Source organism: Blastococcus haudaquaticus (genome assembly GCF_900230285.1).
GTDB lineage: Bacteria > Actinomycetota > Actinomycetes > Mycobacteriales > Geodermatophilaceae > Blastococcus_B > Blastococcus_B haudaquaticus.
Genome location: NZ_OCNK01000008.1, coordinates 18,479 through 40,678, shown reverse-complemented (window position 1 = coordinate 40,678; position 22,200 = coordinate 18,479). Strand labels below are relative to the sequence as shown.

Annotated in this window: 22 protein-coding genes; 8 read left to right on the top strand and 14 right to left on the bottom strand. The window is 70.6% G+C overall.

What is annotated here, in order from left to right; translation table 11 throughout:
• The first annotated feature begins 137 nt into the window (after nt 1–137).
• A complete protein-coding gene (locus CRP30_RS21400) occupies nt 138–1,013 on the top strand; it encodes an ABC transporter ATP-binding protein (RefSeq protein ID WP_097186062.1) in 876 nt (291 codons plus the stop codon).
• Nucleotides 1,010–1,828 (top strand): ABC transporter permease subunit, encoded by an 819-nt coding sequence (locus tag CRP30_RS21395; RefSeq protein WP_097186061.1) that lies wholly within the window; start codon nt 1,010–1,012, stop codon nt 1,826–1,828. Before CRP30_RS21400 ends, CRP30_RS21395 begins: the two co-directional genes overlap by 4 nt.
• A 43-nt stretch (nt 1,829–1,871) precedes the next feature.
• Here the strand turns inward: CRP30_RS21395 and CRP30_RS21390 are convergent, their stop codons facing one another.
• Nucleotides 1,872–2,372: a winged helix-turn-helix transcriptional regulator gene (locus CRP30_RS21390; protein ID WP_097186060.1), complete on the bottom strand. Its 501-nt coding sequence runs from the start codon at nt 2,370–2,372 to the stop codon at nt 1,872–1,874.
• 99 nt (nt 2,373–2,471) lie between these two features.
• On the opposite strand from CRP30_RS21390, the gene CRP30_RS21385 reads away from it, so the two are divergent.
• Entirely contained in the window at nt 2,472–2,954 is a 483-nt protein-coding gene (locus CRP30_RS21385; protein ID WP_097186059.1) for an SRPBCC family protein, read from the top strand.
• 66 nt (nt 2,955–3,020) lie between these two features.
• On the opposite strand, the gene CRP30_RS21380 is transcribed toward CRP30_RS21385, so the two are convergent.
• Nucleotides 3,021–3,842, bottom strand: a complete 822-nt coding sequence (locus CRP30_RS21380; RefSeq protein WP_097186058.1) for an SDR family oxidoreductase — start codon at nt 3,840–3,842, stop codon at nt 3,021–3,023.
• A gap of 65 nt (nt 3,843–3,907) precedes the next feature.
• On the opposite strand from CRP30_RS21380, the gene CRP30_RS21375 reads away from it, so the two are divergent.
• Nucleotides 3,908–4,648, top strand: a complete 741-nt coding sequence (locus CRP30_RS21375) for an SDR family oxidoreductase (protein ID WP_097186104.1) — start codon at nt 3,908–3,910, stop codon at nt 4,646–4,648.
• 86 nt (nt 4,649–4,734) lie between these two features.
• Here CRP30_RS21375 and CRP30_RS21370 read toward each other — a convergent pair whose 3' ends face one another.
• Entirely contained in the window at nt 4,735–5,247 is a 513-nt protein-coding gene (locus CRP30_RS21370) for a hypothetical protein (RefSeq protein WP_143278524.1), read from the bottom strand.
• A gap of 127 nt (nt 5,248–5,374) precedes the next feature.
• On the bottom strand, nt 5,375–6,019 hold the full coding sequence (locus CRP30_RS21365; protein ID WP_097186056.1) for an NAD(P)-dependent oxidoreductase: 645 nt from the start codon (nt 6,017–6,019) through the stop codon (nt 5,375–5,377).
• Nucleotides 6,020–6,174: 155 nt separating this feature from the next.
• Here CRP30_RS21365 and CRP30_RS21360 point away from each other — a divergent pair, with 155 nt between their 5' ends.
• On the top strand, nt 6,175–7,305 hold the full coding sequence (locus CRP30_RS21360) for a serine hydrolase domain-containing protein (RefSeq protein WP_097186055.1): 1,131 nt from the start codon (nt 6,175–6,177) through the stop codon (nt 7,303–7,305).
• Nucleotides 7,306–7,363: 58 nt separating this feature from the next.
• On the opposite strand, the gene CRP30_RS21355 is transcribed toward CRP30_RS21360, so the two are convergent.
• On the bottom strand, nt 7,364–9,562 hold the full coding sequence (locus CRP30_RS21355) for an MMPL family transporter (RefSeq protein WP_097186054.1): 2,199 nt from the start codon (nt 9,560–9,562) through the stop codon (nt 7,364–7,366).
• A gap of 125 nt (nt 9,563–9,687) precedes the next feature.
• Here CRP30_RS21355 and CRP30_RS22865 point away from each other — a divergent pair, with 125 nt between their 5' ends.
• The gene (locus CRP30_RS22865) at nt 9,688–10,275 is read left to right on the top strand and encodes a TetR/AcrR family transcriptional regulator (RefSeq protein WP_200814898.1); all 588 of its coding nucleotides are present in this window, start codon (nt 9,688–9,690) and stop codon (nt 10,273–10,275) included.
• Nucleotides 10,276–10,325: 50 nt separating this feature from the next.
• Entirely contained in the window at nt 10,326–10,889 is a 564-nt protein-coding gene (locus CRP30_RS21345; RefSeq protein WP_097186052.1) for a hypothetical protein, read from the top strand.
• Between the two features lie 26 nt (nt 10,890–10,915).
• Here the strand turns inward: CRP30_RS21345 and CRP30_RS21340 are convergent, their stop codons facing one another.
• Genes CRP30_RS21340 through CRP30_RS21330 form a run of 3 tightly spaced genes read right to left on the bottom strand, consistent with a single transcriptional unit; the run spans nt 10,916 to nt 13,755 of the window.
• Nucleotides 10,916–11,335 carry a hypothetical protein gene (locus CRP30_RS21340; protein WP_097186051.1) on the bottom strand — a complete coding sequence of 140 codons (420 nt, stop codon included), beginning with the start codon at nt 11,333–11,335 and terminating at the stop codon, nt 10,916–10,918.
• A complete protein-coding gene (locus tag CRP30_RS21335; RefSeq protein ID WP_097186050.1) occupies nt 11,335–12,474 on the bottom strand; it encodes a DUF4240 domain-containing protein in 1,140 nt (379 codons plus the stop codon). Before CRP30_RS21335 ends, CRP30_RS21340 begins: the two co-directional genes overlap by 1 nt.
• Before the next feature lie 57 nt (nt 12,475–12,531).
• Nucleotides 12,532–13,755, bottom strand: coding sequence for a sensor domain-containing phosphodiesterase (locus tag CRP30_RS21330; protein ID WP_097186049.1), 1,224 nt, complete (start codon nt 13,753–13,755; stop codon nt 12,532–12,534).
• Nucleotides 13,756–13,883: 128 nt separating this feature from the next.
• Here CRP30_RS21330 and CRP30_RS21325 point away from each other — a divergent pair, with 128 nt between their 5' ends.
• Nucleotides 13,884–14,813, top strand: a complete 930-nt coding sequence (locus tag CRP30_RS21325; protein WP_097186048.1) for an oxidoreductase — start codon at nt 13,884–13,886, stop codon at nt 14,811–14,813.
• Between the two features lie 287 nt (nt 14,814–15,100).
• Here the strand turns inward: CRP30_RS21325 and CRP30_RS23390 are convergent, their stop codons facing one another.
• The 6 genes from CRP30_RS23390 to CRP30_RS21295 all read right to left on the bottom strand — a co-directional run bounded on the left by CRP30_RS23390 (nt 15,101) and on the right by CRP30_RS21295 (nt 22,160).
• Complete coding sequence (locus CRP30_RS23390; RefSeq protein WP_097186047.1) at nt 15,101–16,630, bottom strand: reverse transcriptase domain-containing protein; 1,530 nt, start codon at nt 16,628–16,630, stop codon at nt 15,101–15,103.
• A gap of 235 nt (nt 16,631–16,865) precedes the next feature.
• Entirely contained in the window at nt 16,866–17,420 is a 555-nt protein-coding gene (locus tag CRP30_RS22370) for an SLATT domain-containing protein (protein ID WP_159961849.1), read from the bottom strand.
• 208 nt (nt 17,421–17,628) lie between these two features.
• Nucleotides 17,629–18,312 carry an SRPBCC family protein gene (locus CRP30_RS21310; RefSeq protein ID WP_097186045.1) on the bottom strand — a complete coding sequence of 228 codons (684 nt, stop codon included), beginning with the start codon at nt 18,310–18,312 and terminating at the stop codon, nt 17,629–17,631.
• Nucleotides 18,309–20,729 carry an aerobic carbon-monoxide dehydrogenase large subunit gene (gene cutA / locus CRP30_RS21305; RefSeq protein WP_097186044.1) on the bottom strand — a complete coding sequence of 807 codons (2,421 nt, stop codon included), beginning with the start codon at nt 20,727–20,729 and terminating at the stop codon, nt 18,309–18,311. Before cutA ends, CRP30_RS21310 begins: the two co-directional genes overlap by 4 nt.
• 40 nt (nt 20,730–20,769) lie before the next feature.
• On the bottom strand, nt 20,770–21,288 hold the full coding sequence (locus tag CRP30_RS21300; RefSeq protein WP_097186043.1) for a (2Fe-2S)-binding protein: 519 nt from the start codon (nt 21,286–21,288) through the stop codon (nt 20,770–20,772).
• Nucleotides 21,285–22,160: an FAD binding domain-containing protein gene (locus CRP30_RS21295; RefSeq protein WP_097186042.1), complete on the bottom strand. Its 876-nt coding sequence runs from the start codon at nt 22,158–22,160 to the stop codon at nt 21,285–21,287. The genes CRP30_RS21300 and CRP30_RS21295 overlap by 4 nt, the downstream gene beginning before the upstream one ends.
• Between the last annotated feature and the right edge of the window lie 40 nt (nt 22,161–22,200).

The window sequence follows — 22,200 nt, the reverse complement described above, 5'->3', positions numbered from 1 at the left end:
AGTGGACAGCGACGTCCACTTTCGGATGACGCCGTCGCGACCTCCGTGGATCCGAGGTGGAGACCTCAGGCCGACGCGCTGACCAGGGCGTTCGCGACAGATTCGTCGCCGACAGCGGACGACCCACGGAGGTTCCCATGATCACGGTCAGCGGCCTGACCAAGCGCTACGGCGACCGGACGGTCGTCGACGACGTCTCCTTCGCCCTCGAGCCGGGCACGGTGACCGGCTTCCTCGGCCCGAACGGCGCCGGCAAGACCACGACGATGCGGATGATGACCGGCCTGGTGCCGGTGTCGTCCGGCACGGCGACGGTCGGCGGCCGCCGTTACGGCGACCTGCCGAACCCGGGCGCCGTCGTCGGCACGCTGCTGGACGCCTCGGCCGTGCACCCGGGCCGGACCGGCCGGATGCACCTGCAGCTGCTGGCGTCGGTGATCGGCGTGCCGGACTCCCGGGTGGACGAGGTCCTGTCCGTGGTGGGGCTCGCCGACGCCGCGCGCCGCCGGGTGGGCGGCTACTCGCTGGGGATGCGGCAGCGGCTCGGCATCGCCGGCGCCCTGCTCGCCGACCCCCCGGTGCTGGTCTTCGACGAGCCGGCCAACGGTCTGGACCCCGAGGGCATCCGCTGGATGCGCGATCTGCTGCGCGGGCACGCGGCGCGCGGCGGGACCGTGCTGCTCTCCTCGCACCTGCTGGGCGAGGTCGAGCACACCGTCGACCGGCTGCTGGTCATCGGCGGCGGCCGGATCGTCGCCGACGGCTCGGTGGCCTCGCTCCTGGGCGCGGAGGGGACGTCGGTTCGGGCCGACGACGCAGCCGCCCTGGCCCGCGCGCTGGAAGCCGCAGGGTTCCACGTGCAACACGAGGCGGACGGCGCCCTGGTCGTGCCCGGCGCCGAGCCTCCGGCAGTCGGTGCCGTGGCCGCTTCCGCGGGCATCGCGCTGTCCGACCTGAGGCCCGTGCAGCGCGGCCTCGAGGACCTGTTCTTCCAGCTGACGACGGCGTCATGACCGCCGACGACACCCCGTCCACCACTGCTGCCGAGGAGGCACTCCCGATGACCGACACCATCACGCTGGCCCCGCCCACCGCCCCCGGGCGGCCGGGGCTCCGCCGGACCGTTCCGTCACTGCCGGGGCTCACCGGCATCGAGATCCGCAAGTCGCTCTCCACCAGGTCGGGGAAGGCGCTGGCCGTGGCGACCGTGCTCCTGGCGCCGGTGGCGACGGCGGTCGTCGCCGCGGCGAGCACCGAGCCGCTGACCGCCGTCGACGGGCCCATCGCGATCATGGGCCTGCTGACCGGCTACCTCCTCGTCTCGCTCGGCGTGCTGTCGACCGCGGGGGAGTGGAGCCACCGCACGGTGCAGACGACGTACCTGCTGGTGCCGCACCGCGGGCGGGTGCTGGCCGCGAAGGCGGTGGCCGTGGCCCTGATGGGCGCGCTCCTCGGCCTGGTCTCAACGGCGCTGACCTCGGGCGTCCTCGCGCTGATGGAGAGCGGGGTGTCGTGGGACGGCGCTCCGCGGGCGATCGGTGCCGCGGTCCTGGCGGGCGCGGCGTTCGCGGTGATCGGCGCCGGGGTGGGCGCGGCGCTGGCCAACAGCGCTGCGGCACTGACCGGCCTCTACCTCGTGCTCCTGGGCGTCATGCCGATCGTCTCGACGTTCGAGCCGGAGGTGGCCAACGCGATCGACCCGGCCAACGCCGTGATCAACCTGGGGCAGGGGGCCGAGCAGGCGCAGTCCGCCGTCAACCTCGGCGTCTGGCTGGTCGTGGCCTCCGTCGCCGGCTGGATCGTCACCCACCGCCGCGCGGTGCAGTGACGGAAGCGCGTCGCGGGCCCTCTCCCCGGTGGGGAGGGGGCCCTCAGCGTGCCTGCTCGGCGATCCGCCGCTCCATGCGTTCCCGGCGCTCGGCGGGCATGCCCGGCCCGGGCAAGGCGTCGATCGCGGAGAGGTCGTCCACGGGCCCGCAGGTCGAGCACGTGACGTCGTGGTGGACGGCGGATCCGCAGGCGCTGTGGCGGTAGAGGATCGGGGGGCCGTCGGGAGCCGACCAGCGATCACCCCACTCGGTGAGCGCGATGAGCGCGGGCGCGAGATCACGCCCCTTGTCGGTGAGCAGGTATTCGTACTGCTCGGGCTGCTCGGAATAGCGGTGCCGCCGCATGATCCCCGCCTCCACGAAGCCGTCGAGGCGAGAGGCGAGGACGTTGGTGGCGATCCCGAGGCTGCGCTGGAAGTCGGCGAAGCGGGTGGACCCGGCGAAGAGCGCGTTGCGGACGATCAGCACGCTCCAGCGCTCGCCCACCACCTCGAGGGCGCGGGCGATCGAGCACACCTCGGCGTCGTACGTCTTCCCCAGCATGGCGTCGATCGTAGCGCAGCCACTTGCATCATGAAAGTCGTTGTCCCTAGGGTGACTTGCATCATGCAAGCGCGACATCGAGACACCCCTGGAGCAGCCATGAGCACGCAGAGCTACACCACGTCGTTCGTCGTCACCCGCACGCCCGAGCAGGTCTCCGACGCCGTCACCGACGTGCGGGGCTGGTGGATGACGAGGATCGACGGGGACACCCGCGCCGTCGGGGACGAGTTCTCGTTCCGGGTCCCGGGCGTCCACTCGTGCACGATGCGCGTGACCGAACTGGTCCCGGGCGAGAGGGTGGTCTGGCAGGTCGTCGAGAACCACATGAGCTTCATCGACGACCAGAGCGAGTGGCTCGGCACCCACATCCGGTTCGAGCTGTCCGAGAGGGACGGCGGGACGGAGCTGCGGTTCACCCACGACGGCCTGGTGCCCACCTACGAGTGCTTCGACATCTGCCGGAACGCGTGGACGTTCTACGTCGGCGACAGCCTGCGGAGCCTCGCTGAGACAGGCGAGGGCAGGCCCTCGGACCCGGACACGCTCACCCTCGGCGCCGAAGCGGCGCGACTCGGCTGATGCCGTGCCCGCGGGAACGCCTGGCCAAGCTCCGTGGCTTGCTCCGACGTTCCCGCGGGAACGTGCTCAGCCGTGCGCCGCGACGGAGACCGGCTGCCATTCGCGCCAGGTGGCCAGGCGGGACTCGTAGTCGCGCTCGGCGATCTTCAGGGCGGCGTCGCCGAAGAAGATCCGCAGCGGCGGGTCCTCGGCGTCGACCACCTGCAGGACGGCGTCCCGGGTGGCGACCGGGTCGCCGGGGTTGCCGGCGCGGGCCTTGCGCTGCTCGGCGGCCTTCTCGCGGTAGGCGTCGTAGGCGGGGTTCGGCGTGGCGTGCTTCGCAGACGAGCCACCCCAGTCGGTGCCGTAGGCGCCCGGCTCGATGATCGTCACCTTGATCCCGAAGCCGGCGACCTCCGCGGCCAGGGACTGGCTGAACGCCTCGAGCGCCCACTTCGAGGCGTTGTAGATCCCGATGTTCGGGAAGGCGCTGATCCCGCCGATGCTGCTCACCTGCAGGAAGTGGCCCGAGCCCTGCGCGCGCAGGTAGGGCAGCGCCGCCTGGGTGACGAACAGTGCGCCGAACACGTTGGTGTCGAACTGGGCGCGGGCCTCCGCCTCGGAGATCTCCTCGATCATCCCGAACTGGCCGTACCCGGCGTTGTTGACGACGACGTCCAGGCGGCCGAAGCGGTCGTGGGCGTCCTTCACGGCGGTGACGACGGCGGCGCGGTCGTCCACGTCGAGCCGGAGCGGCAGCACCTTGTCGCCGAACTGCTGCACGAGGTCGTCGAGGGTCTTCGGGTCGCGGGCGGTGGCGGCGACGGTGTCCCCGCGCTCCAGGGCGGCGATCGCCCACTCCTTGCCGAAACCGCGGGACGCGCCGGTGATGAACCAGGTCTTGGGCATGTCAGCTCCCAACCGAGCGAGCCGGACCCATGTTCCGCCGGCCGCGCGCCTGGAAGGATCCGACGGTGACGACGATCCTGGTGACCGGCGCGACCGGCGCTCTGGGCAGGCCGACGGTCGAGCGGCTGCGCGCGGCAGGGCACGACGTCCGGGCGCTGAGCCGGCGCAGTGGCCCGGGGTTGGTCACCGGCGACCTGCTCACCGGCGCGGGTGTTCCCGCGGCGGTGACCGGCGCGTCCGTCGTCGTGCACCTGGCGACCGGGCTGCGCCGGAAGGACCCCGTGATCGCGCGGACCCTGCTCGACGCCGCCCGTGCGGCCCGGGTCGAGCACCTGGTGCTGATCTCGATCGTCGGGATCGAGCACATCCCGCTCGGCTACTACCGGGACAAGGTGGAGATCGAGCGGCTCGTCGCGGCGTCGGGAGTGCCGCACACGATCCTGCGGGCCACCCAGTTCCACACCCTCGTCGACCAGCTGTTCACCGTCCAGCGGCGGCTGCCGGTCCTGCTCGCGCCCTCTTTCGACGTGCAGCCGATCGCCCCGGTGGAGGTCGCCGACCGGCTGGTCGAGCTGGCGTCGTCCGCACCGGCCGGCCGGGTGGCGGACATCGGCGGTCCCGCCGTCCGTCCGCTCCCGGAGCTGGCCCGGGTCTGGGCCGCGGTACGGGGGCTCCGGCGCCGGGTCGTCCCCGCGCGGCTGCCGGGCAGGGTCTTCGCCGGCTACCGGGCCGGGCACAACCTCGTCCCGGGTCCGCCGTACGGCCGCGTGACGTTCGAGGAGTACCTGACTGGGCGAACGGCCTGACGAACGACACGGGCGCCCGTCCGGAGCCGGAGCTCCGGGCGGGCGCCCGAGTCAGTTCACTGCGTCAGGCGGACCTGACGGTGCGGTCAGTGGGCGCTGTGGCCCGTGCTGACGCGCTCGGTGCCGTGCCAGTCGTCGTCACCCTCGGGCTCCTTGGCGAGCAGGAACGCGCCCACGGCCCAGACGATCGCGCCGACGAGGCCGATCCAGGCACCCAGCTCGGCGGAGTAGTCGCCGCCGCGCTCGAGGGCGCCGGGGGCGTCCAGGATGTAGCTCAGGGCCAGACCGGCCGCGGCGATGCCGGCGGCCATGGTGGTCAGCGAGAGGCCACGGTGCTGACGGCCGCGAGCGCGGTTCAGCGCGTAGAGCAGCCCGGCGACCAGGCCGACGCCCAGGTAGGCGACGAGCGGGATGGTGGTGTCGGTCTCGTAGCCGGAACCGGTCACGGAGTCGTCCTGCGTGGACACCCAGTCCAGGAAGGTCGCGATCAGGAAGACGACGACGCCGGCGGTCGCGACGTAGGCACCCATCGGGTTCGCCCGCCGGTCGTGGCGGAGCTCCCCCTGGGGCGAATGTGCGGCAGTGCTTGAGTTGGACATGATCGCTCGTTACCCACCGTGAGCGAGTTGATAAACGGATAGTGACCGCAGGCACTCGTACGGGTGAACCGGGGCATCGCCTGACCACGGCTTTCCAGAGGAAACGCCGTGGTCAGGCGACGGTGGCTCAGTAGGCGACGGTGAATCGGGCGCGGCGGTGGGCCGGCCGCTCGATCTCGTCGACGACGGCCGTGCCGAAGTCGGCGCCGCCGATGAAGGAGCTGCCCTCGTCGTCGGCGAGCAGGACGTCGCCGCCGACGCGGTAGGTGCCGCGCGCCTCGCCCGGCGCGAATCCGCCGAAACCGGCGGGCGGGCAGAGGTAGAACCAGTCGAGGCTCTCGGGCGACTTGCGCAGGTCGTCGAGGGCCGCGGCCATCTCGAGGCTCTCCGGCTTGTACGCGGCCGGGAAGTCCGGGGTGTCGAAGAGACGCGGGCCGCCCTCGGCCACGTGCAGCGACCCGGCGCCGCCGACGACGCCGATGCGGACGCCGGCACGCTCGGCCTCGGCGGCCAGCTCGGCGATGCCCGGGGCGACGCGGCCCGCCATGTCGCCGCGCGGGGCGACGGCCACGACGACGACGTCCGAGTCGGCGAGGACCTTGGCGCGGGTGTCGGCGTCGAGGAGCGAGCCCTGGAGGTGGTCGACGCCGTCGACGGGCTTCTCCGGCGCGCTGCGGCTGACCGACGTCACGGAGTGCCCGCGCTTCGCGGCCTCCGCGACGATGGTGCTGCCGGCGTAGCCGGTCCCGCCGAACACGCTGATCCGCGCCATGTCTGTGCCTCTCGTCTGCTGGGTGGTGCTGGAGGCAACTCCGGGCACATGCTTGAACATTCCAGTAGTTCGGGCCCTCGTTGTCGCCGGGATGTGGTCGTGGTCTCATCGCTGTCGGCACGGCAACGAGGCCGTGCGAGCGACGGGGAGGCTCCATGGCCGAGGTCCACGGCACCTGCGACGAACGGTTCGCGGGGGTGCGGGACGCCTTGGCGGAGCACCTGGACGGCGAGGAACTCGGCGCCTCGGTCGCGGTGGATCTCGACGGCGAGGCCGTCGTCGACCTCTGGGGTGGCTACCGGGATCCGGAACGGACGACGCCGTGGACGCAGGACACGATCGTCAACGTCTGGTCGACGACGAAGTGCGTGCTCAACCTCGCGGCGCTGATGCTCGTCGAGCGCGGGGACCTGGACCCGTACGCGCCGGTGGGCGACTACTGGCCGGAGTTCTCGGCCAAGGGCAAGAAGGACGTCCAGGTGCGCCATCTGATGTCGCACACGTCGGGCGTCTCCGGGTGGGAGCAGCCGTTCTCGGTGCGCGACATGTACGACTGGGAGACGGCCTGTGAGCGCCTGGCCCTCCAGCGGCCGTGGTGGGAGCCGGGGACGGCGTCGGGCTACCACGCTGCGACGCAGGGCTTCCTGGTCGGCGAGCTGATCCGGCGCATCACCAACAAGACGTTCCACAAGTTCGTCCGCGACGAGATCGCCGGACCGCTCGCGGCGGACTTCCAGGTCGGGGCGCGGGAGCGGGACTGGGACCGGGTGGCCACCCTGGTCGCGCCGCCGCGGGCGGAGTCGGCCGACGACCCCGACCCGGCGTCGATCTCGGTGCGGACGTTCACCGCCCCCGTGATGTCGGTGAAGGCGACGTCGAGCCCGGAGTGGCGGGCGGCGGACCTCGGTGCGCTGAACGGGCACTCGAACGCGCGCGGCGTGCTGGACGTGCTGCGGGTGCTGTCGCTGGGCGGCGAGGCGGGCGGGGTGCGGCTGCTCTCGCCGGAGACGATCGAGCTGGTGTTCGACCAGCAGAGCGACGGCGTCGACCTGGTGCTGGAGGAGCCGTTCCGGTTCGGGATCGGCTTCTGCCTGGGCTCGCCGGTCGTGCCGTACGTGCCGTCGGGGCGCACCTTCTTCTGGGGCGGCTGGGGTGGCTCGCTGGCCGTGATGGACCTCGACCGCCGGCTGACGATCACCTACATGATGAATTCCATGGCGCAGGGGATCCTCGGATCGCCGCGGTCCGAGGCCTACGTCCGTGCGGTGTACGCGGCGCTGGACTGACGAGAACGCACTGAGGGCTGCCCGGAGCGTCGTCCGGGCAGCCCTCAGTGCGTGCTGATCACCGTCGGGCGCCGACCAGCTCCGGCCCGGGCGCGCGCACGTGGCGTTCGAGAGCAGCGCCCTCGATGTCGACATCGGGCATCGCCCGGTCCAGCCAGCGCGGCAGCCACCAGGCGGCCTTGCCCAGCAGGGTCATGACCGCCGGCACGATCGCCATGCGGACGACGAAGGCGTCGACCAGCACACCGAACGCCAGCGCGAAGCCGATGCTCTTGATGGTCGCGTCGTGGCCGAGGATGAACCCGCCGAACACCGAGCCCATGATCAGCGCGGCCGCCGTCACCACGCGGGCGCCGTGCCGGAAGCCGCCGATCACCGCCTCCTTGGGCTCGGCCCCGTGCACGTGCTCCTCGCGCATCCGGCTGACGAGGAACACCTCGTAGTCCATGGCCAGCCCGAACAGCAGGCCGATCAGCAGGATGGGCAGGAAGCTCAGCACCGGCCCGGTCTGCTCGACGCCCAGCAGGTCGGCGAGCCACCCCCACTGGAAGACCGCGACCAGGGCGCCGAAGGTGGCGGCCAGGCTGAGCAGGAACCCGAGCACTGCCTTGATCGGCACCAGGATCGACCGGAACGCGAGCGTCAGCAGCAGGAACGCCAGGCCGACGACGACGACGAGGAACACCGGCAGGGCGTCGGCGAGCTTCTCGGAGATGTCGATGCCGAGCGCGGTGTTGCCGGTGACCGCGAGCTCGGAGCCGGTGTTCTCGGTCAGGCCGGGGCGCAGGTCGCGGATGTCGGTGACCAGGTCCTCGGTCGCCGCGTCCGACGGCCCGGCGTCGGGGACGACGGAGATGATCGCCGTGTCACCGGCCTCGTTCGGGATCGCCGGGCTGACCGCGGCCACGCCGTCCACCTCGCCGACGGCGGCGGCCGTCTCCGTGAACGCGGCCTGCGGGTCGTCGGCGTCGGTCGCGTCGACCAGCACGGTGAGCGGCCCGTTGAACCCGGGTCCGAAGCCTTCGGCGAGCAGGTCGTAGGCCTGCCGCTGGGTGGTCTCCTCGCCCAGGTCGCCGTCGGTGGGCAGGCCGAGGCGCAGGTCGAGCGCAGGCAGGGCGACGACGCCCAGGCCGATGATGCCGGCGAGCAGGACGACCAGCGGGCGGCGCGTCACGGTGCGGGCCCACCGGGTGCCGGCGGACTCCTTCGTGGCCAGCGCGGCCTGCCGGCGGCGCAGGCCCGGGACCTTCCAGCGGTCGAACCGGTCGCCGGCGAAGCCGAGGAAGGCGGGCACCAGGGTCAGGGCGACGAGGACGGCGATGCCGACCATGCCGGCGGCGACCAGGCCCATGGTGCTGAGGAACGGAATGCCGACGACGCTCAGCCCCGCGAGGGCGATCATGACCGTGAGACCGGCGAAGACCACCGCGCTGCCTGCGGTGCCGACGGCGCGGCCGGCGGACTCCTGCGGGTCCACCCCGGCGGCCAGCTGCTCCTTGTGCCGGATGCTGATGAACAACGCGTAGTCGATGCCGACGGCCAGGCCGATCATCAGGCCGAGGGTCGGGGTGGTGCTGGTCAGGTCGATGACGGCGGAGAGGGCCAGCACGCCGGCCATGCCGACGCCCACGCCGATGAGCGCGGTGAGCAGCGGGAGGCCCGCGGCGAGCAGGGACCCGAAGGTGACCGCGAGGACGATCATCGCGACCAGGACACCGATCGCCTCGGCGGCGCTCTGCCCGGGGATGGCCTGGGTGGCCTCGCCGCCGAACTCGACCTGCAGTCCGGCGTCCTCGGCGGTGTCGGCGACGGCGAGCAGCTGGGCCCGGGCGTCGTCGGTGATCTCGTCGACCTGGACGCCGTAGCTGACGGTGGCGTAGGCGATCGACGCGTCGGGGGAGACGCCCTGGGCCTGGAACGGGTCGCTGACGGCGGCGACCTGGTCGGCCTCAGCCGCCTCGGCGAGGGCCTGCTGGATGGCCTGGGTCAGCTCCGGGTCGGTGACGGCGGCGCCGTCGGGGGCGGCGAACACGACGCGGGCGGTGGCCCCGCCGGCCGCGCCGCCGGGGAAGCGCTCCTGGAGCGTCTCGAGCGCGTTGACCGACTCGACGCCGGGGATGGTCAGCTGCGCGTCGGCGTCGCGGCCGAACGCGCCGGCTAGGCCGCCGAAGGCGACGAGCGCGAGGATCCACGCCAGCAGGACGGTCTTGCGGCGGTGGAAGGCCCAGCGTCCGAGACGGTGGAGGAAGACGGCCACGGGTGCGCTCCAGGAAGTGATGTCGGCGGGGCTGGATCACCTAGCCGATCGGCAAGCATGCTACTAGCCGATCGGCTAGGTGGACCATGAGTCCGGTCACGTGCTTTCGTGACTACTCTGTGCCGGTGACAAGCGTGGGTGCGGCGACGGCCGGTGGGCGAACGGCCGGTGCACAGCGCGTTCTCGACGCCGCACTCGAGCTCTTCAGCGAGCACGGGTTCGCAGGGACCTCGCTGCAGGACATCGCCGATCGGCTCGGCGTCACGAAGGCCGCCGTCTACTACCACTTCCACTCCAAGGACGACCTGCTGCTCGCGCTGGTGGAGCCGGTGATCGACGAGCTGATGGCGATGGCCGCCGAGAGCAACTCGGTGAGGGTCGGCCGCGGTATCGGCATCGCCCGTTACGTGGACTACCTGCTCAGTCACCGTCGCGTGGCCGTCTACCTCACCCGGGACGCGACGGCGATGGGCCACCCCCGGCTCGTGGAGAAGGGGGCGCAGCTGCGGGGGCGGGTCGAGTCGATGCTGCTGGGGTCCGACGCCGGTGACCTCGGCACCGTGTGGGGGGCGGCGACGCTGCAGGCGCTGGCCGGGGCGCTGCTTGCCGCGCCGCCGGACGTCCCGGAGGAGTGGCTGCGCGAGGAGCTCACCGAGCTGGGCGCGCACCTGCTGGCCGGCTACCGGAAGGCCGTGCGCCGCCGCGAGGCGTGATCTTCGCGGCTCCATGCGTGCGCGCCGGTCCTGCGGGAAGGAAGGCGGACGTGGAACTCGACGACGTGCTGCCGAACAGCCACTACGTGACGCGTCAGTCCCGGTGGATCGACGCGCCGCCGGACGTGGTGTGGGACGCGCTGCACTCCGTCCGGCTGAGCGGGCTGCCGGTGACCCTTGCGCTGAGCGCCGTCCGCTTCCTGCCGGTGCTGCTGTCGGGCAAGGGGTTCGGGCAGCTGCACGACCGGCCGTTCATCGAGGCGGTGCCGATTCCGCGGCTGTCGTCGACGGAGCCCGAGTCGGTGGTGTTCGGCGGGGTGCTGCAGGCGTGGCGGCTGAGGGGCGGCGAGGAGTCGCCTCCGCTGAACGCCGAGGAACTGGCTGGCTGGATCCGGCCGGGGTGGGTCAAGGCGGCCATGGACTTCCGGCTGACGCCGTCCCGCGGGGGGACAGAGCTCTCGTCGGAGACGCGGGTGCTGGCGACGGACCCGGACACCCGGCGACGGTTCGCCCTGTACTGGAAGGTCGTGCAGCCGGGCAGCACGGCGATCCGCTGGGAGGTGCTGACGGCGGTGCAGGTGAAGGCCGAGGCGCGTTCCCGGGCCGCAGCCTGAGTCAGACGACCCCCTCCCTGGCCCCGTCACAGGAAGGGGGCGGTCACCTCCATGCCTGCGTCCGTCCGGACGACGCAGACGAGCGCGTCGTCGGACTCGAACGTCCACCGGTGCGGCTCGCTCAGGAGCTGCCGAGCTGCAACCGGGTCGAGCCAGCGGAGATGCTCGCCGCCGTTCCAAACCCGCCACTCCTCGGCATTCCGGGGGCGGGGGACGTCGTCCGGCGGATCGGCGAACAGCTCGATCAGTCCGGCGTCGAACCAGGCCAGCAGCTGGCGGGAGCACTCGGCCGGGTCCCACGGGCCGTGCGTCACCGGGCCGCCGTCGCCGTCGGGCTCGGTCGCGCCCTGCAGGAACTCGAAGAGCCGCGATGCCTCGACGACGAGCCAGTACAGCTGGGTCTGGAACTCGGAGGGTTGGCCGCTGCGCTCCTCGTCTGTTCTCACTATCCCCGCCACTCCTCGAGGGCCTCGAGCGCGCCGGGGATGTCGTCCCGAGCCATCGCTTCGACTGCCCCGCGCAGCGCCTCCCGGGCTGACCGTGCCCGCTCCCGGACGGCTGCTCGCCGGCTCGTGAGGTCACGGTCGGTCCAGTCGAGCCAGTCGTCGAGGGTGTAGACGAGCGTGTCCATGTCCGGGTCGGCCCCGAAGGTGTCTCCCGTCCAGAGGAGTCGCACCAGCCAGCGGAGGTCCTCTCTGTCGGCCAGGACCTGACCCGCGCCCCACGCCATGGCCGCTCTCGGACCGCCCGGCGGCGGGCCGACGCCGAGTTCGGCCAGGACGAGCGGCCAGAGCTCGCCCACCTCGCGTTCGTGGCCGGTGAGTGAGGCGAGCTCCAGGAGTGCCTCACCCTCCCGCCCCTCGGCCAGCCAGTGGGCGGCCAGCATCGGGCGGTCGCGCTCCCGGAGGTGCCCACGGTCGTACAGCACGGCTGCGAGCGCTGGCGGCAGCGGTTCCACCGGTCGGTCCTCCTTCTCCCTCCGGGAGCGTTCGAGGAAGGCAGCGACGTCAGCGTCGGTGATGCGATCCGCGTCGGGACCACCGGTGGGGGCGTTCGCAGCGTTCCGCGCCGAGAGGCGTGGGAACGTGTGGCCGAACCAGTCGTCGTCCTCCTCCGGGAAGGGCTCACCGGGCGGCCAGTAAGACTCCACCGCGGGGACGAGCGAGTCGCCGGGCTTCGACCCGTGGCTCGCCAGGACGTCCGCGACGAGGTGGCCGACGTCCTCTCCGACGCCGAAGGCCGCTCCGTCGGCGTCCCAGTTCAGGTGGGCGAGGCGGTCGGGCTCGGCGACGACGCGCTCGAAGTTCTCCTGCCCCTGGCAGACGAGCCAGAGCCGGAAGTGCTCGAACGCGTCCTCACTCATCCCGCCGGTCGCGAGATAGCCGGCTGCCCACACCAGCCAGTCGTTGGCACGAGTGGTCTGCTCATGCAGTCGTCGCTGGAAGGCGAGGAGCTGGTGCTCCGCGAGCTCGGCGAGTCGTGCCCGGAGCGCACCGACCTGCTGTTCGATCTCCGACTCCGGGTGCTCGGCGTCGATCCGCGTTCGTGAGGCGTCGACGATCGCCCAGAACTCGTCGACGTCCATGCCGCGGACGCTACGGGTCGGGCCGGCGGGTGCAGCCGAACCTCGCCTGACCGGAAGTCAGACGCGGGAGGCGGCGCTGCGGGATCGGGGGACGAATGGGACGAGCGCCGTCCCCTCGTCGACGAGGCTGTCAGCGGACATCGGCCTGCCGAACAGCCAGCCCTGACCGCCGTCGACCCCCAGCTGTTGAAGCACGTCGTGCTCATCGGGCGTCTCGACGCCCTCGGCGATGACGCAGACGCCGAAGTCGTGGGCGAACTCGACGAGCGACCGGGCCAACCGCGACAGGACCGGGTCGGAGTCCAGGCCGCTGACGATGCTGCGGTCCATCTTGATGACGTCGGGCGCGGTCAGGACGATGTGCCGCAGCGAGGAGAAACCCGCGCCGACGTCGTCGATGGCGAGCCGCATACCGGCGGCCCGCAGCGGCTCGAGGGCCTCGCGGAGGGCGGGGTAGTCGGCCACCTGCTCGTGCTCGGAGAGCTCCAGCAGGAGCCGGTCGGGCGGCAGCTCGGCCAGCAGGTCGAGGCACTCGGGCAGGAGCAGCGTCCTCGGCGACACGTTCATCGACACGTAGCCGGACACCTCGTCCAGCAGTGCTGCGGCGCAGCGGAGCGACAGGAGCTCCAGGTCGTCCCCCATCCCGACGCCGTGCGCCTCGGCGAACACGACGTCGGGTGCGCGGCCCCAGGCGACGGGGAAGCGGCTGAGGGCCTCGGCGCCGATGCGGGTGCCTCCGGCCAGCTCGACGATGGGCTGGACGACGACGTCCGGACCGCCGCAGGTGAAGACAGGCTCCAGCCGGCTCCGGACGCGTTCCTGCTCGCGGTCGAGGAGCACCTGCGGTTCGATGACCAGCGCGGCGGCGTCGGCGAGGACCTCCATGAGCGCGAGGTCTCGGGGGGAGACCTCGGGGTCAGTCTCCAGACCGAAGGCGCAGAACGTGCCGTACACCGAGCCGTCGGTGAGGACGACGGGGACGCTGAGGTGGCCGCGGATCGGGGGCAGCCCGGGCGGGAGGAGGCACGCGGCCTCCGGGTTCCCGCGGGCGTCGGGCATGGCGCGGGGGAGGCGGTCCTCGACGACGGCGAGGCAGAAGCCGCTGTCCCGGGGGCCGGCCAGGCCGTCGTGGAAGTCCGGCAGCGCGGAGTCGACGACCTGCAGGGTCCGTGAGGTCTCGTCGATCCGGCTCAGGAACGCGACGCTCAGGTCCAGCTTCTGGCGCGCCGTCCGGAGCAGGCCGGCGACCTGCCGTTCTGTCTCAGTGCGCTCTCGCTGCACGCCGTCCCCCTCGGCCGCACGGTGTACCTGCCCGACAGCTTAGGGTCACCGACCCGGCCTCTGGGACGGAACCGTTCCACTCCTGGTCCCGCTCGGTGTGGCGGCCTGCGGACCGGGAGGATGCGGGCATGGCGTGGACCGAGAAGGACATCCCGGACCTGTCCGGACGCACCGCCGTCGTGACCGGGGCGAACGGCGGACTCGGATTCCAGACGGCGCTGGCGCTGGCGGGTGAGGGTGCGCACGTGGTGGTGGCAGCGCGGGAGTCGGCGAAGACGACGGCGGCGGCGGCCCGGATCGCTGAGCGATACCCGGCGGCGTCGCTCGAGGTGGTGCCGCTGGATCTGGGGGATCTGTCGGTGGTTCGTGCGGCGGCCGAGAAGGTGCTGGCCGGGCACGAGGCGGTGGACATCCTGGTGAACAACGCCGGGGTGATGGCGATGCCGCAGCGGGAGACGGTCGACGGGTTCGAGATGCAGTTCGGCATCAACCACCTGGGGCACTGGGCGTTGACGGCGCACCTGATGCCGGCGCTGCTGGCTGCGCCGGTGGCGCGGGTGGTGACGGTCACGTCGACTGCCCGGCACCGGGCACGGCGGCTGGACCCGGCGGACCCGCGCATGCGGCGCAACTACGGGGCGTGGTCGTCGTACGCGCGGTCGAAGATGGCGAACCTTCACTTCGCGCTGGGACTGCAACAGCAGTTCGAGCGGGCGGGGGTGGCGGTTTCCAGCCTCGCGGCGCACCCAGGGCTGACGAACACGGACCTGCAGGCGCGGTCGGTGCGAGAGGGCGGCGCCGGCTGGGTGGGTGAGTTCTTCGAGGTGATGACGGCGAGGTCAGGAATGACCCCGTTCGAGGGCGCGCGGCCGCAGCTCCGGGCGGCGACCGACCCGGGGGCGAGGGGTGGGGGGCTTTACGCCCCGCGCTACGGCTCCCACGGCCCCGCCGTTCGCCGGCCGATTCTCCGCCGCTTCGACCTGCAAAAGCAGATCGACACCCTGTGGCATGTGTCCCAGCGCGAGACCGGCATTCGACTCTTCCGTCTCCCGCACTGAGCTGTGCTGATTACCGACATGACTATGTGATTCGCGTCAATTTCTGTCCGAGGCATGCGCACGGTCTATGGAGTGGTCCCCGCCTGCGCTGCTGCGTCGCATCTATGGAACCTTCAGTCCGGCGAGGCCGCCGAGCAGCGAGGACGTTCGTTCAACCGGGTGTGGCGGTCGAATAATAGACATCGCCGTCACCGCGATTGAAGCGGTTCCGCGCCACTCCCAGGCTAGTCGTTCCTGGTGGTGGCCCTGGTTCCGGTACCGCGCCGATGTCTTCCGTTCCGGCCCTTCTAAAGACTGGTATCCCCGTACAGGGGCGTGGCGGACCCTACGACACGCGTGCCATGGGTCCGGACCGCCCGTCGCACCACCGATGCCATTCTCAGCGCACTTGGCATCCGAAGGTCGATGGTATCGCCGGTCCTGGCGGATTTCGTTGTCAAATCGATGAGCCTCTCCCGTGTCATGGTCCAAGGGACGGGAGGTGACCCAAAAGTCAGCGTCCGAGTTAGAAGCGCCGCTCTCTTCCGCAAGGCTAAGAGCGTCTGGGTCGTGATCCAGCGATCAAGCTCGCGCAGCGACGGGTCATCGTTGATCAATGGGAAGCGAGAGAGCACGCCTGTCAGATTTCGGGGAGGAGGAGCGCCACGATTGACTCGTCGCACTTCGTTCTCCGTCAAGTGGCCGTAGAGATAGCGGCGAAGCTGCCAGATGTATGTGACGTAATCCCGGTCGAGCCTGCCGACGCGAGTCCAGTCTTGAGTCCCCGCCTTTGGCTCGCGCAGAAGATTGTTGAATAGTAGGCCAGTGATGTGTCGGCGTACCTGCGCTTCGGCTCGATCTCTCATGCGAATCGACTGGAGTCCTAGAGCGTGGCCCAAGTACTCAACTTCTGACGTGAAGTTGATCTCCGCTCGCTCGGTTGACGGGGAAACCAGGAGCCGAACACCGTTGCTCTTAGACTGATTGATTGGTGATCCGATGTTCGCGGATACTCGATGGAGTTCATCCACGGCCCGGCAGATGGCGGCGTAATCGCGACTCCAGATAACCGTGTCGTCCGCGTATCGTACGAAGCCCACTCCCAGCCGTTCAAGCGCTCGGTCTAAGGGGCTTGCTGCCACATTTGCCAAGAAGAGGCTTACGGAAGTTCCTAGCGGCACACCCGACCGCCGTAGAGTCGACCCTCCATGGCCACTCGACGTCGACGCCTCCAAAAACGCACGTATCAGAACGCGCTCCAGACTCGTCATCACGATCCCCAGGGATTCTAGGGTGGACCAGATGTGATCATGACTGATCGAGTCGAAAAAGTTTGTAAAGTCGTACTCGGCGACGAAGACGCGATGTTCACTGCGCCATTCCGATTGAATGTGCGCGATCGCGTCATTCACGCCAATGTCGTCACGATATGCGTAAGACCGGGCGCTCAGTAGTGGACGGTTCTTGTCCAGAAGTGATCGATACAGGCGGGAGGAAATAACTTCGTCGGCAATAGCGAAGCTAGTTACGAGCCGCTTTCCGCCATCCGGCTTCGGGACAGAGAAGTTGATTGGATCCAGCGGTGAGTATGCACCGGATCGCAGCCGCTGTGTTATGGAGTGGCTGATTGATTTTGCGCGGGCCCGCACGTGGTAGGGGTCGAACGCAGGGTTCGCATCCCAAGTTGTAGGACGGTTCGGAGCTGATAGCGAAGGAGACCCTGTGCTCCGTCGGAGTCGACGTGCCCCTTCGTCGATGACGCGCTTCCTGTAGCGCTCGTGCTCTCGGATCTTCTTGGTCGCGGAAGCGCGGATATCCTTCTCTAGCTCCCACCACATGACGCCCCCGTACTTGTTGGAAGCCGGGCCCGACTAGGCGTCGGGCCCGGCTCGGCTTCCAACCTGGGAAAAGGTGCTTCACGCGGGGCCATCGCTCGCACGACAACCCCCGATGACGACCGGCCTTGAGAGCCGGTCCTCGCATCGGAAGGAGGCCTACCCCCTCTTGGGGGATGGCCCACGCTAGCACTGTTCAGGCCTGAAGCTGAACCACCTGGCTCGGGATGGCAGGGGCTTAGAACATCCAGCATAGAAGCGGTGGCAGTAGTAGAAGAGGGATGATCAAGGAAATGTAAGGGAAGAAGGAGAGCAGGCTTTCGCGCCGAACTGAGGCAGGCTTGCTGCCTTCGCCATTCGCGTGGAAGTAGTCGGCCTCGGTGTGGTTCTCAGATCCATCGAGAAGCTCGTCGTACTTCGCGTTCAACTCGGCCACTGTCGCGAAATTTTGCATGCTTGGTGTCCGCTTGGCCCGCTCCGCCTCGGCGGAGAGTCGTTGAATGCGCCGATAATTTGAGAACATGTCACGACTGCGGCCGGAGTAGTTCAGGCCCGAAGTGACAAGTGAAGCAGTCAAAGACAGTACGGCGAGACATACAAATAGCGTGTCGCCGTTTGGGCCATAAATGCCGTCATTGGCTAGGAGAGCCACAGAAGCGATGGTTGTAGATGTGGCCGTAGCGATGAGAGATGCGTTCCAGGCGTTATTGCGCGTCATGAGCCGCTTGGAAGCCCGCAAGCGCGCCTTATAGGTCGCGTAGGACCGTTGCTCAAGGAGTTCCAAGAGCTCCACGGGGCTTGCGCTCGGCGGCTGGGGCGAGCCAGCGTTCCCGTTCGGCGGCGCTTGAGTCATGTGCTTCCCCGTGGGTCATCTTGGCCATCGTCATCAAGACCTTAGTAAGAGAGACCCGCGCATCGACTGTCCCTCCCTTGAGCCGGCACGCCGAGGATCAAATGGATGGTGGCGTCAAGGTCTAGTCCGTAACGGGAAACGCCTTGTTCTAAGTGTTCGGCTCCCGGCGACGGCCCAGCAGGTAGCCGACCAGGACGCCGATCAGGGTGAGCACGGCGCCGCCGAGGGCGCCGAGCAGCAGGGTTTGGGCGTCGCCGGACGTTCCCGCGGGAACGCTGGCCTTGCCTGCGAACACCGTCGGGGCGGCCGCGATCGGCGCGCCACCGACCACCAGTGAGGCGTCGCTCGTCTGAGCGGCTGCAGCCGACGGAGCCGCCGCTACCGGCACAGCCTTGCCGGTCAGCTCGTCGTCGATGGCCTTGAAGAACTGGCCGGCCATCCGCTTCGCGACGCCGGTGATCATCCGCTGGCCCACACCTGCGACGGGGCCGCCGATCACCGCGTCGGCCGAGTAGGTCAGGTTCGTCTTCCCGCCGTCGGTCGGCTCCAGGTTGATCGTCACGGTCGCCCGCGCGTTCCCCGGCGCGCCCGCACCCGATGCGTGCATCACGTATGACGACGGCTTCTTCTGGTCCGACAGCCGCACCTCGCCCGCGTACGTCCCGCGGATCGCGCCGACGCCCACGGAGACGTTCATCTTGTACTCGTCGTCCCCGACCTGCTCCAGCGTCTCGCAGCCGGGGATCGTCCGCGCCAGGACGGCGGGGTCGGTGATGACCGCCCACACCTTCTCCGGGTCGCCGGACAGAACTGCCGAGCCGTCGAGGTTCACGCCATCACTCCAGTCCCCGCGCGGCCGGCAGCCACAGCGGTCATCTCCGAATCGGGGTTGCGCACGAGGTCGTACAGCTGGGTCGGCGAGATCGGCATCGACGAGATCCGCCGTCCCACCGCGTCCTCGATCGCCGAGGCGATCGCCGCCGTCCCCGGGATCACGCCGGCCTCGCCGGCGCCCTTGATGCCCAGCGGGTTCAGCGGCGACGGCGTCGTCTGGTGGTCGATAACGACGTCCGGCACCTCGCTCGAGTACGGCATGAGGAAGTCCATGTACGAGGCGTTCTGCAGCTGCCCGTCGGCGTCGTAGACCATCCGCTCGTACAACGCGCCGCCCACGCCCTGCGCGACGCCGCCCTGCACCTGGCCCTCGACGATCATCGGGTTCACCACGTTGCCGCAGTCGTGCACCACGGCGTACTTCACGATGTCGATCTCCCACGTCTGCGGGTCGATCTCCACGATCGCCGCGTGCGCGCCCGAGGCGAACGTCGACCGCAGCGGCGAGTAGTAGTCGCGGTGCTCCAGCCCCGGCGCATCGCCTTCGGCCACCGGCGGCTTCGAGTCGTCGTGCGTCGTGAACTGGGTGGCCTGCTTCGCCGCCTCGTCGAACGCGTAGCGCAGCGGGTTGGACAGCACGGCCACCGTCCGCAGGGGAATGGAGGTCCCCGGCACGCCCTTGACCTGCACCAGGCCCTCGTCGATCTCGAGGTCCTCCGGCGACGCCTCGAGCACGTCGGCCGCGATCCGCAGCGCCTTCTCCCGCACACCGCGCGCGGCCAGCGCGATCGCGTTGCCGCTCATCACCGCGGCCCGCGACGCGAAGGTCCCGACGGCGTACCCGAAGCGCCGGGTGTCGCCGGTGGTCACCTCGATGTCCTCGATCGGCACCCCGAGCTCGGAGGCCACGATCTGCGCGAACGCCGTCTCGTGCCCCTGGCCCTGCGACGTCAGCCCGGTCGACACCAGCACCTTGCCGCTGCCGAGCACCTGGACGTGCCCGCCCTCGTACGGCCCGGGCCCGGTGCCCTCCACGTACAGCGCCATTCCGATGCCGAGGTGCTTGCCCCGGGCGGTGGCCTCCGCCCGCAACGAGTCGACGGAGTCCCAGCCGACCAGCGTCTTCAGCTTGTCGACCAGACCCGGGTAGTCGCCCGAGTCGTAGATGACCGGCCGGCCGTCCTGGAACGTCAGGTGGTGGTCGTAGGGGAACTGGTCGGGCTGGATCAGGTTCCGCTCGCGGACGACGGAGCGGTCGAGACCGAGCTCGTCGGCGATGCGGTCCATCGTCCGTTCCATCGCGTAGCAGGCCTGCGGCCGCCCGGCGCCGCGGTACGGCGTCACGATCACGGTGTTCGTGTAGACGCTGTCCACGCGCACGCGGTACACCGGGATCACGTACGGCCCGACCAGCTGGGTCGCGGTGATGATCGGGACGATGATTCCGTAGGGCGTGTACGCGCCGTTGTCGTGGAGCACGTGGACGTCGAGCGCGGTGATCCGGCCCTCGTCGTCGTAGCCCACGGTGATGTCCTGGCGCTGCTGCCGCTCGTGCGCCGAGGAGATGAAGTGCTCGCGGCGGTCCTCGGCCCACTTCACCTCGGCCTGCAGCGCGATCGCGGCCATCGGCACCAGCAGCTCCTCCGGCCACGGGTGCACGATCTTCACGCCGAAGCCGCCGCCGACGTCGGGTGCGACCACCTCGACCTTGTCCAGCGACAGCTCCAGCTTCGCCGCGATCGCCGCACGCACCGACGTCGACGCCTGGGTGCTCGAGTAGACCCGCAACGACCGGTCGTCGGCGTCCCAGCGCGCGTGCACGCCCTTGCCCTCCATGGGCATGGAGGCGCTTCGCTCGATGTACTGGGTGAAGCTCATCGTGTGCGGTGAGGCGGCCAGCGCCGGCTCGACGTCGCCGGTTTCCTGGTGGTGCCGGGCGGCCACGTTGTCCGGGACGTCGTCGTGCACGGAGGCACGAGCCTCGGCCGCGGCGTCCACGCCGACGACGACGGGCAGCTCCTCGTAGCTGACGACGATCCGCTCGGCGGCGTCCTCGGCCACGTACCGGTCCGTCGCGATGACCATGACCACGGCCTCGCCGACGTGCCGGACGACGTCACGGGCCAGCGGGTAGTTGGTGCGCGGGTGGGTCAGCTGCGGGTGGGGGATGAGCACCGGCAGCGGCTCGGCCATCGGGCCGTTGAGGTCGTCGTAGGTGTAGATCGCGACCAGGCCCTCGACGTCCAGGGCACCCTCGACGTCGATGTCGACGATCCGGGCGTGGGCGTGCGGCGACCGCACGAACGCCGCCGCAAGCGCCTTGTGCCCGATGTCGTCGAGGTAGCGGCCCTTGCCGACGATCAGCCGGGCGTCCTCGCGCCGGCGGACCGGCTCGCCGAACAGCTTCGTCGTCATCGGGCGCCTCCCCGGGGGGCCATAGTGGCGATGAAGGCCCTCACTGGGCGTCCCGCATCGCGGCGTTGGCGTGGTGCACGGCCTTCTTGATGTTGGCGTAGCCCGTGCACCGGCAGAGGTTGCCGCCGACCATGTCGTCGACCTCCTCCTCAGTGAGCTCCGCGGCGTTGTCCCGCTTCTCCAGCCCCGCGGCGATCGTCGTCAGGAAGCCCGGCGTGCAGAAGCCGCACTGCAGCGCGTGGCACTCGCGGAAGGCCTCCTGCACCGGGTGCAGCACCTGGCCGCCGCGGCTGTCGTCGCGGGCCAGGCCCTCGACGGTGGTCACCTCGTGCCCGTCCACCTGGACGGCGAGCATCAGGCAGGACCGCACCGGGTCGCCGTCGACCAGCACGGTGCACGCCCCGCAGACCCCGTGCTCGCAGCCGACGTGCGTGCCGGTCAGCCCGAGATCGTGGCGCAGCGCGTCCGACAGCAGCCGGCGCACCGGCACGGTGGCTTCACGTGGAACACCGTTCACCGTGAGGGTGATCGTCCGTTCCGTGTCGACAGACGCGGTCACGCGGCCCTCCCAGCGGCTTCCGCCGCAGCGTCAGCAAGAGTTCGTTCGGTCAGGACGCCGACCAGCAGGCGCCGGTAGTCGGCGCTGGCGTGGATGTCGGTGTCCGGGTCGACCAGGGTGCGCGCGAGCGCGCCGGCGGCGGCCCAGTCGGCGCTGTCCACCGGCTTGCCGGCGACGGCCTCGGTCAGGTCGTGCACCTCGGGGGTGATGCCCACCGAGACGTAGGAGGCGCGGACCCGCTCGACGCGGCGGCCGGCGTCCAGCGTGACGACGACGCCGGCGCCGCAGACCGCGTAGTCGCCCTTGCGGCGGGCCACCTCGGCGAAGGCGGTGCCGGACCGCGCGGGCAGCGCCGGGAAGAACGCGGAGGTGACGACGGCGGGCCCGTGGACCGAGGTCTCCAGCGGGCCGACGAAGAAGTCGCGCCACCCGACGGCGGAGCTCCCGGAGGGCGTGGCGACGGTGACGGAGCCGTCGGTGAGGGCCAGGACCGACGTCATCTCGCCGGAGGGGTCGGCGTGCGCGATCGAGCCGACGGTGGTGCCCCGGTTGCGGATGGCCGGGTGGGCGACGTTCGCCGTCGCCCGCGCGAGCAACGGCTGGACGCCGGCGGCGGCGTCGTCGGACAGCAGCGCGTTGTGCCGCACCAGCGCGCCCACCGTCACGCCGTCGTCGGTGACCTCGACGGCGTCGAGGCCGGGCACCCGGTTGATGTCCACCAGCGTGGTGGGCGCCGCGAGCCGCATCGAGAGCAGCGGGAGCAGCGACTGACCGCCGGCCAGCACCTTGGCGCCCTCACCCTCGGCCGACAGGACCGCCAGGGCCTCGTCGAGCGTGCCGGGATCGGCGTAGCGGAACGGTGCGGGCTTCACCGGCTGCGGTCACCTCCGTGTGAGACGTGCGCGAACGGTC

Excerpts from the sequence above, each read along its gene's own strand:
- CRP30_RS21365 (WP_097186056.1), bottom strand. The coding sequence starts at position 6,019 with ATGGCGCGGATCAGCGTGTTCGGCGGGACCGGCTACGCCGGCAGCACC.
- cutA (WP_097186044.1), bottom strand. The coding sequence starts at position 20,729 with ATGACGACGAAGCTGTTCGGCGAGCCGGTCCGCCGGCGCGAGGACGCC.
- CRP30_RS21380 (WP_097186058.1), bottom strand. The coding sequence starts at position 3,842 with ATGCCCAAGACCTGGTTCATCACCGGCGCGTCCCGCGGTTTCGGCAAG.
- CRP30_RS21400 (WP_097186062.1), top strand. The coding sequence starts at position 138 with ATGATCACGGTCAGCGGCCTGACCAAGCGCTACGGCGACCGGACGGTC.
- CRP30_RS21385 (WP_097186059.1), top strand. The coding sequence starts at position 2,472 with ATGAGCACGCAGAGCTACACCACGTCGTTCGTCGTCACCCGCACGCCC.
- CRP30_RS21360 (WP_097186055.1), top strand. The coding sequence starts at position 6,175 with ATGGCCGAGGTCCACGGCACCTGCGACGAACGGTTCGCGGGGGTGCGG.
- CRP30_RS21325 (WP_097186048.1), top strand. The coding sequence starts at position 13,884 with ATGGCGTGGACCGAGAAGGACATCCCGGACCTGTCCGGACGCACCGCC.
- CRP30_RS21395 (WP_097186061.1), top strand. The coding sequence starts at position 1,010 with ATGACCGCCGACGACACCCCGTCCACCACTGCTGCCGAGGAGGCACTC.
- CRP30_RS21390 (WP_097186060.1), bottom strand. The coding sequence starts at position 2,372 with ATGCTGGGGAAGACGTACGACGCCGAGGTGTGCTCGATCGCCCGCGCC.
- CRP30_RS21335 (WP_097186050.1), bottom strand. The coding sequence starts at position 12,474 with ATGGACGTCGACGAGTTCTGGGCGATCGTCGACGCCTCACGAACGCGG.
- CRP30_RS23390 (WP_097186047.1), bottom strand. The coding sequence starts at position 16,630 with ATGTGGTGGGAGCTAGAGAAGGATATCCGCGCTTCCGCGACCAAGAAG.
- CRP30_RS21370 (WP_143278524.1), bottom strand. The coding sequence starts at position 5,247 with ATGTCCAACTCAAGCACTGCCGCACATTCGCCCCAGGGGGAGCTCCGC.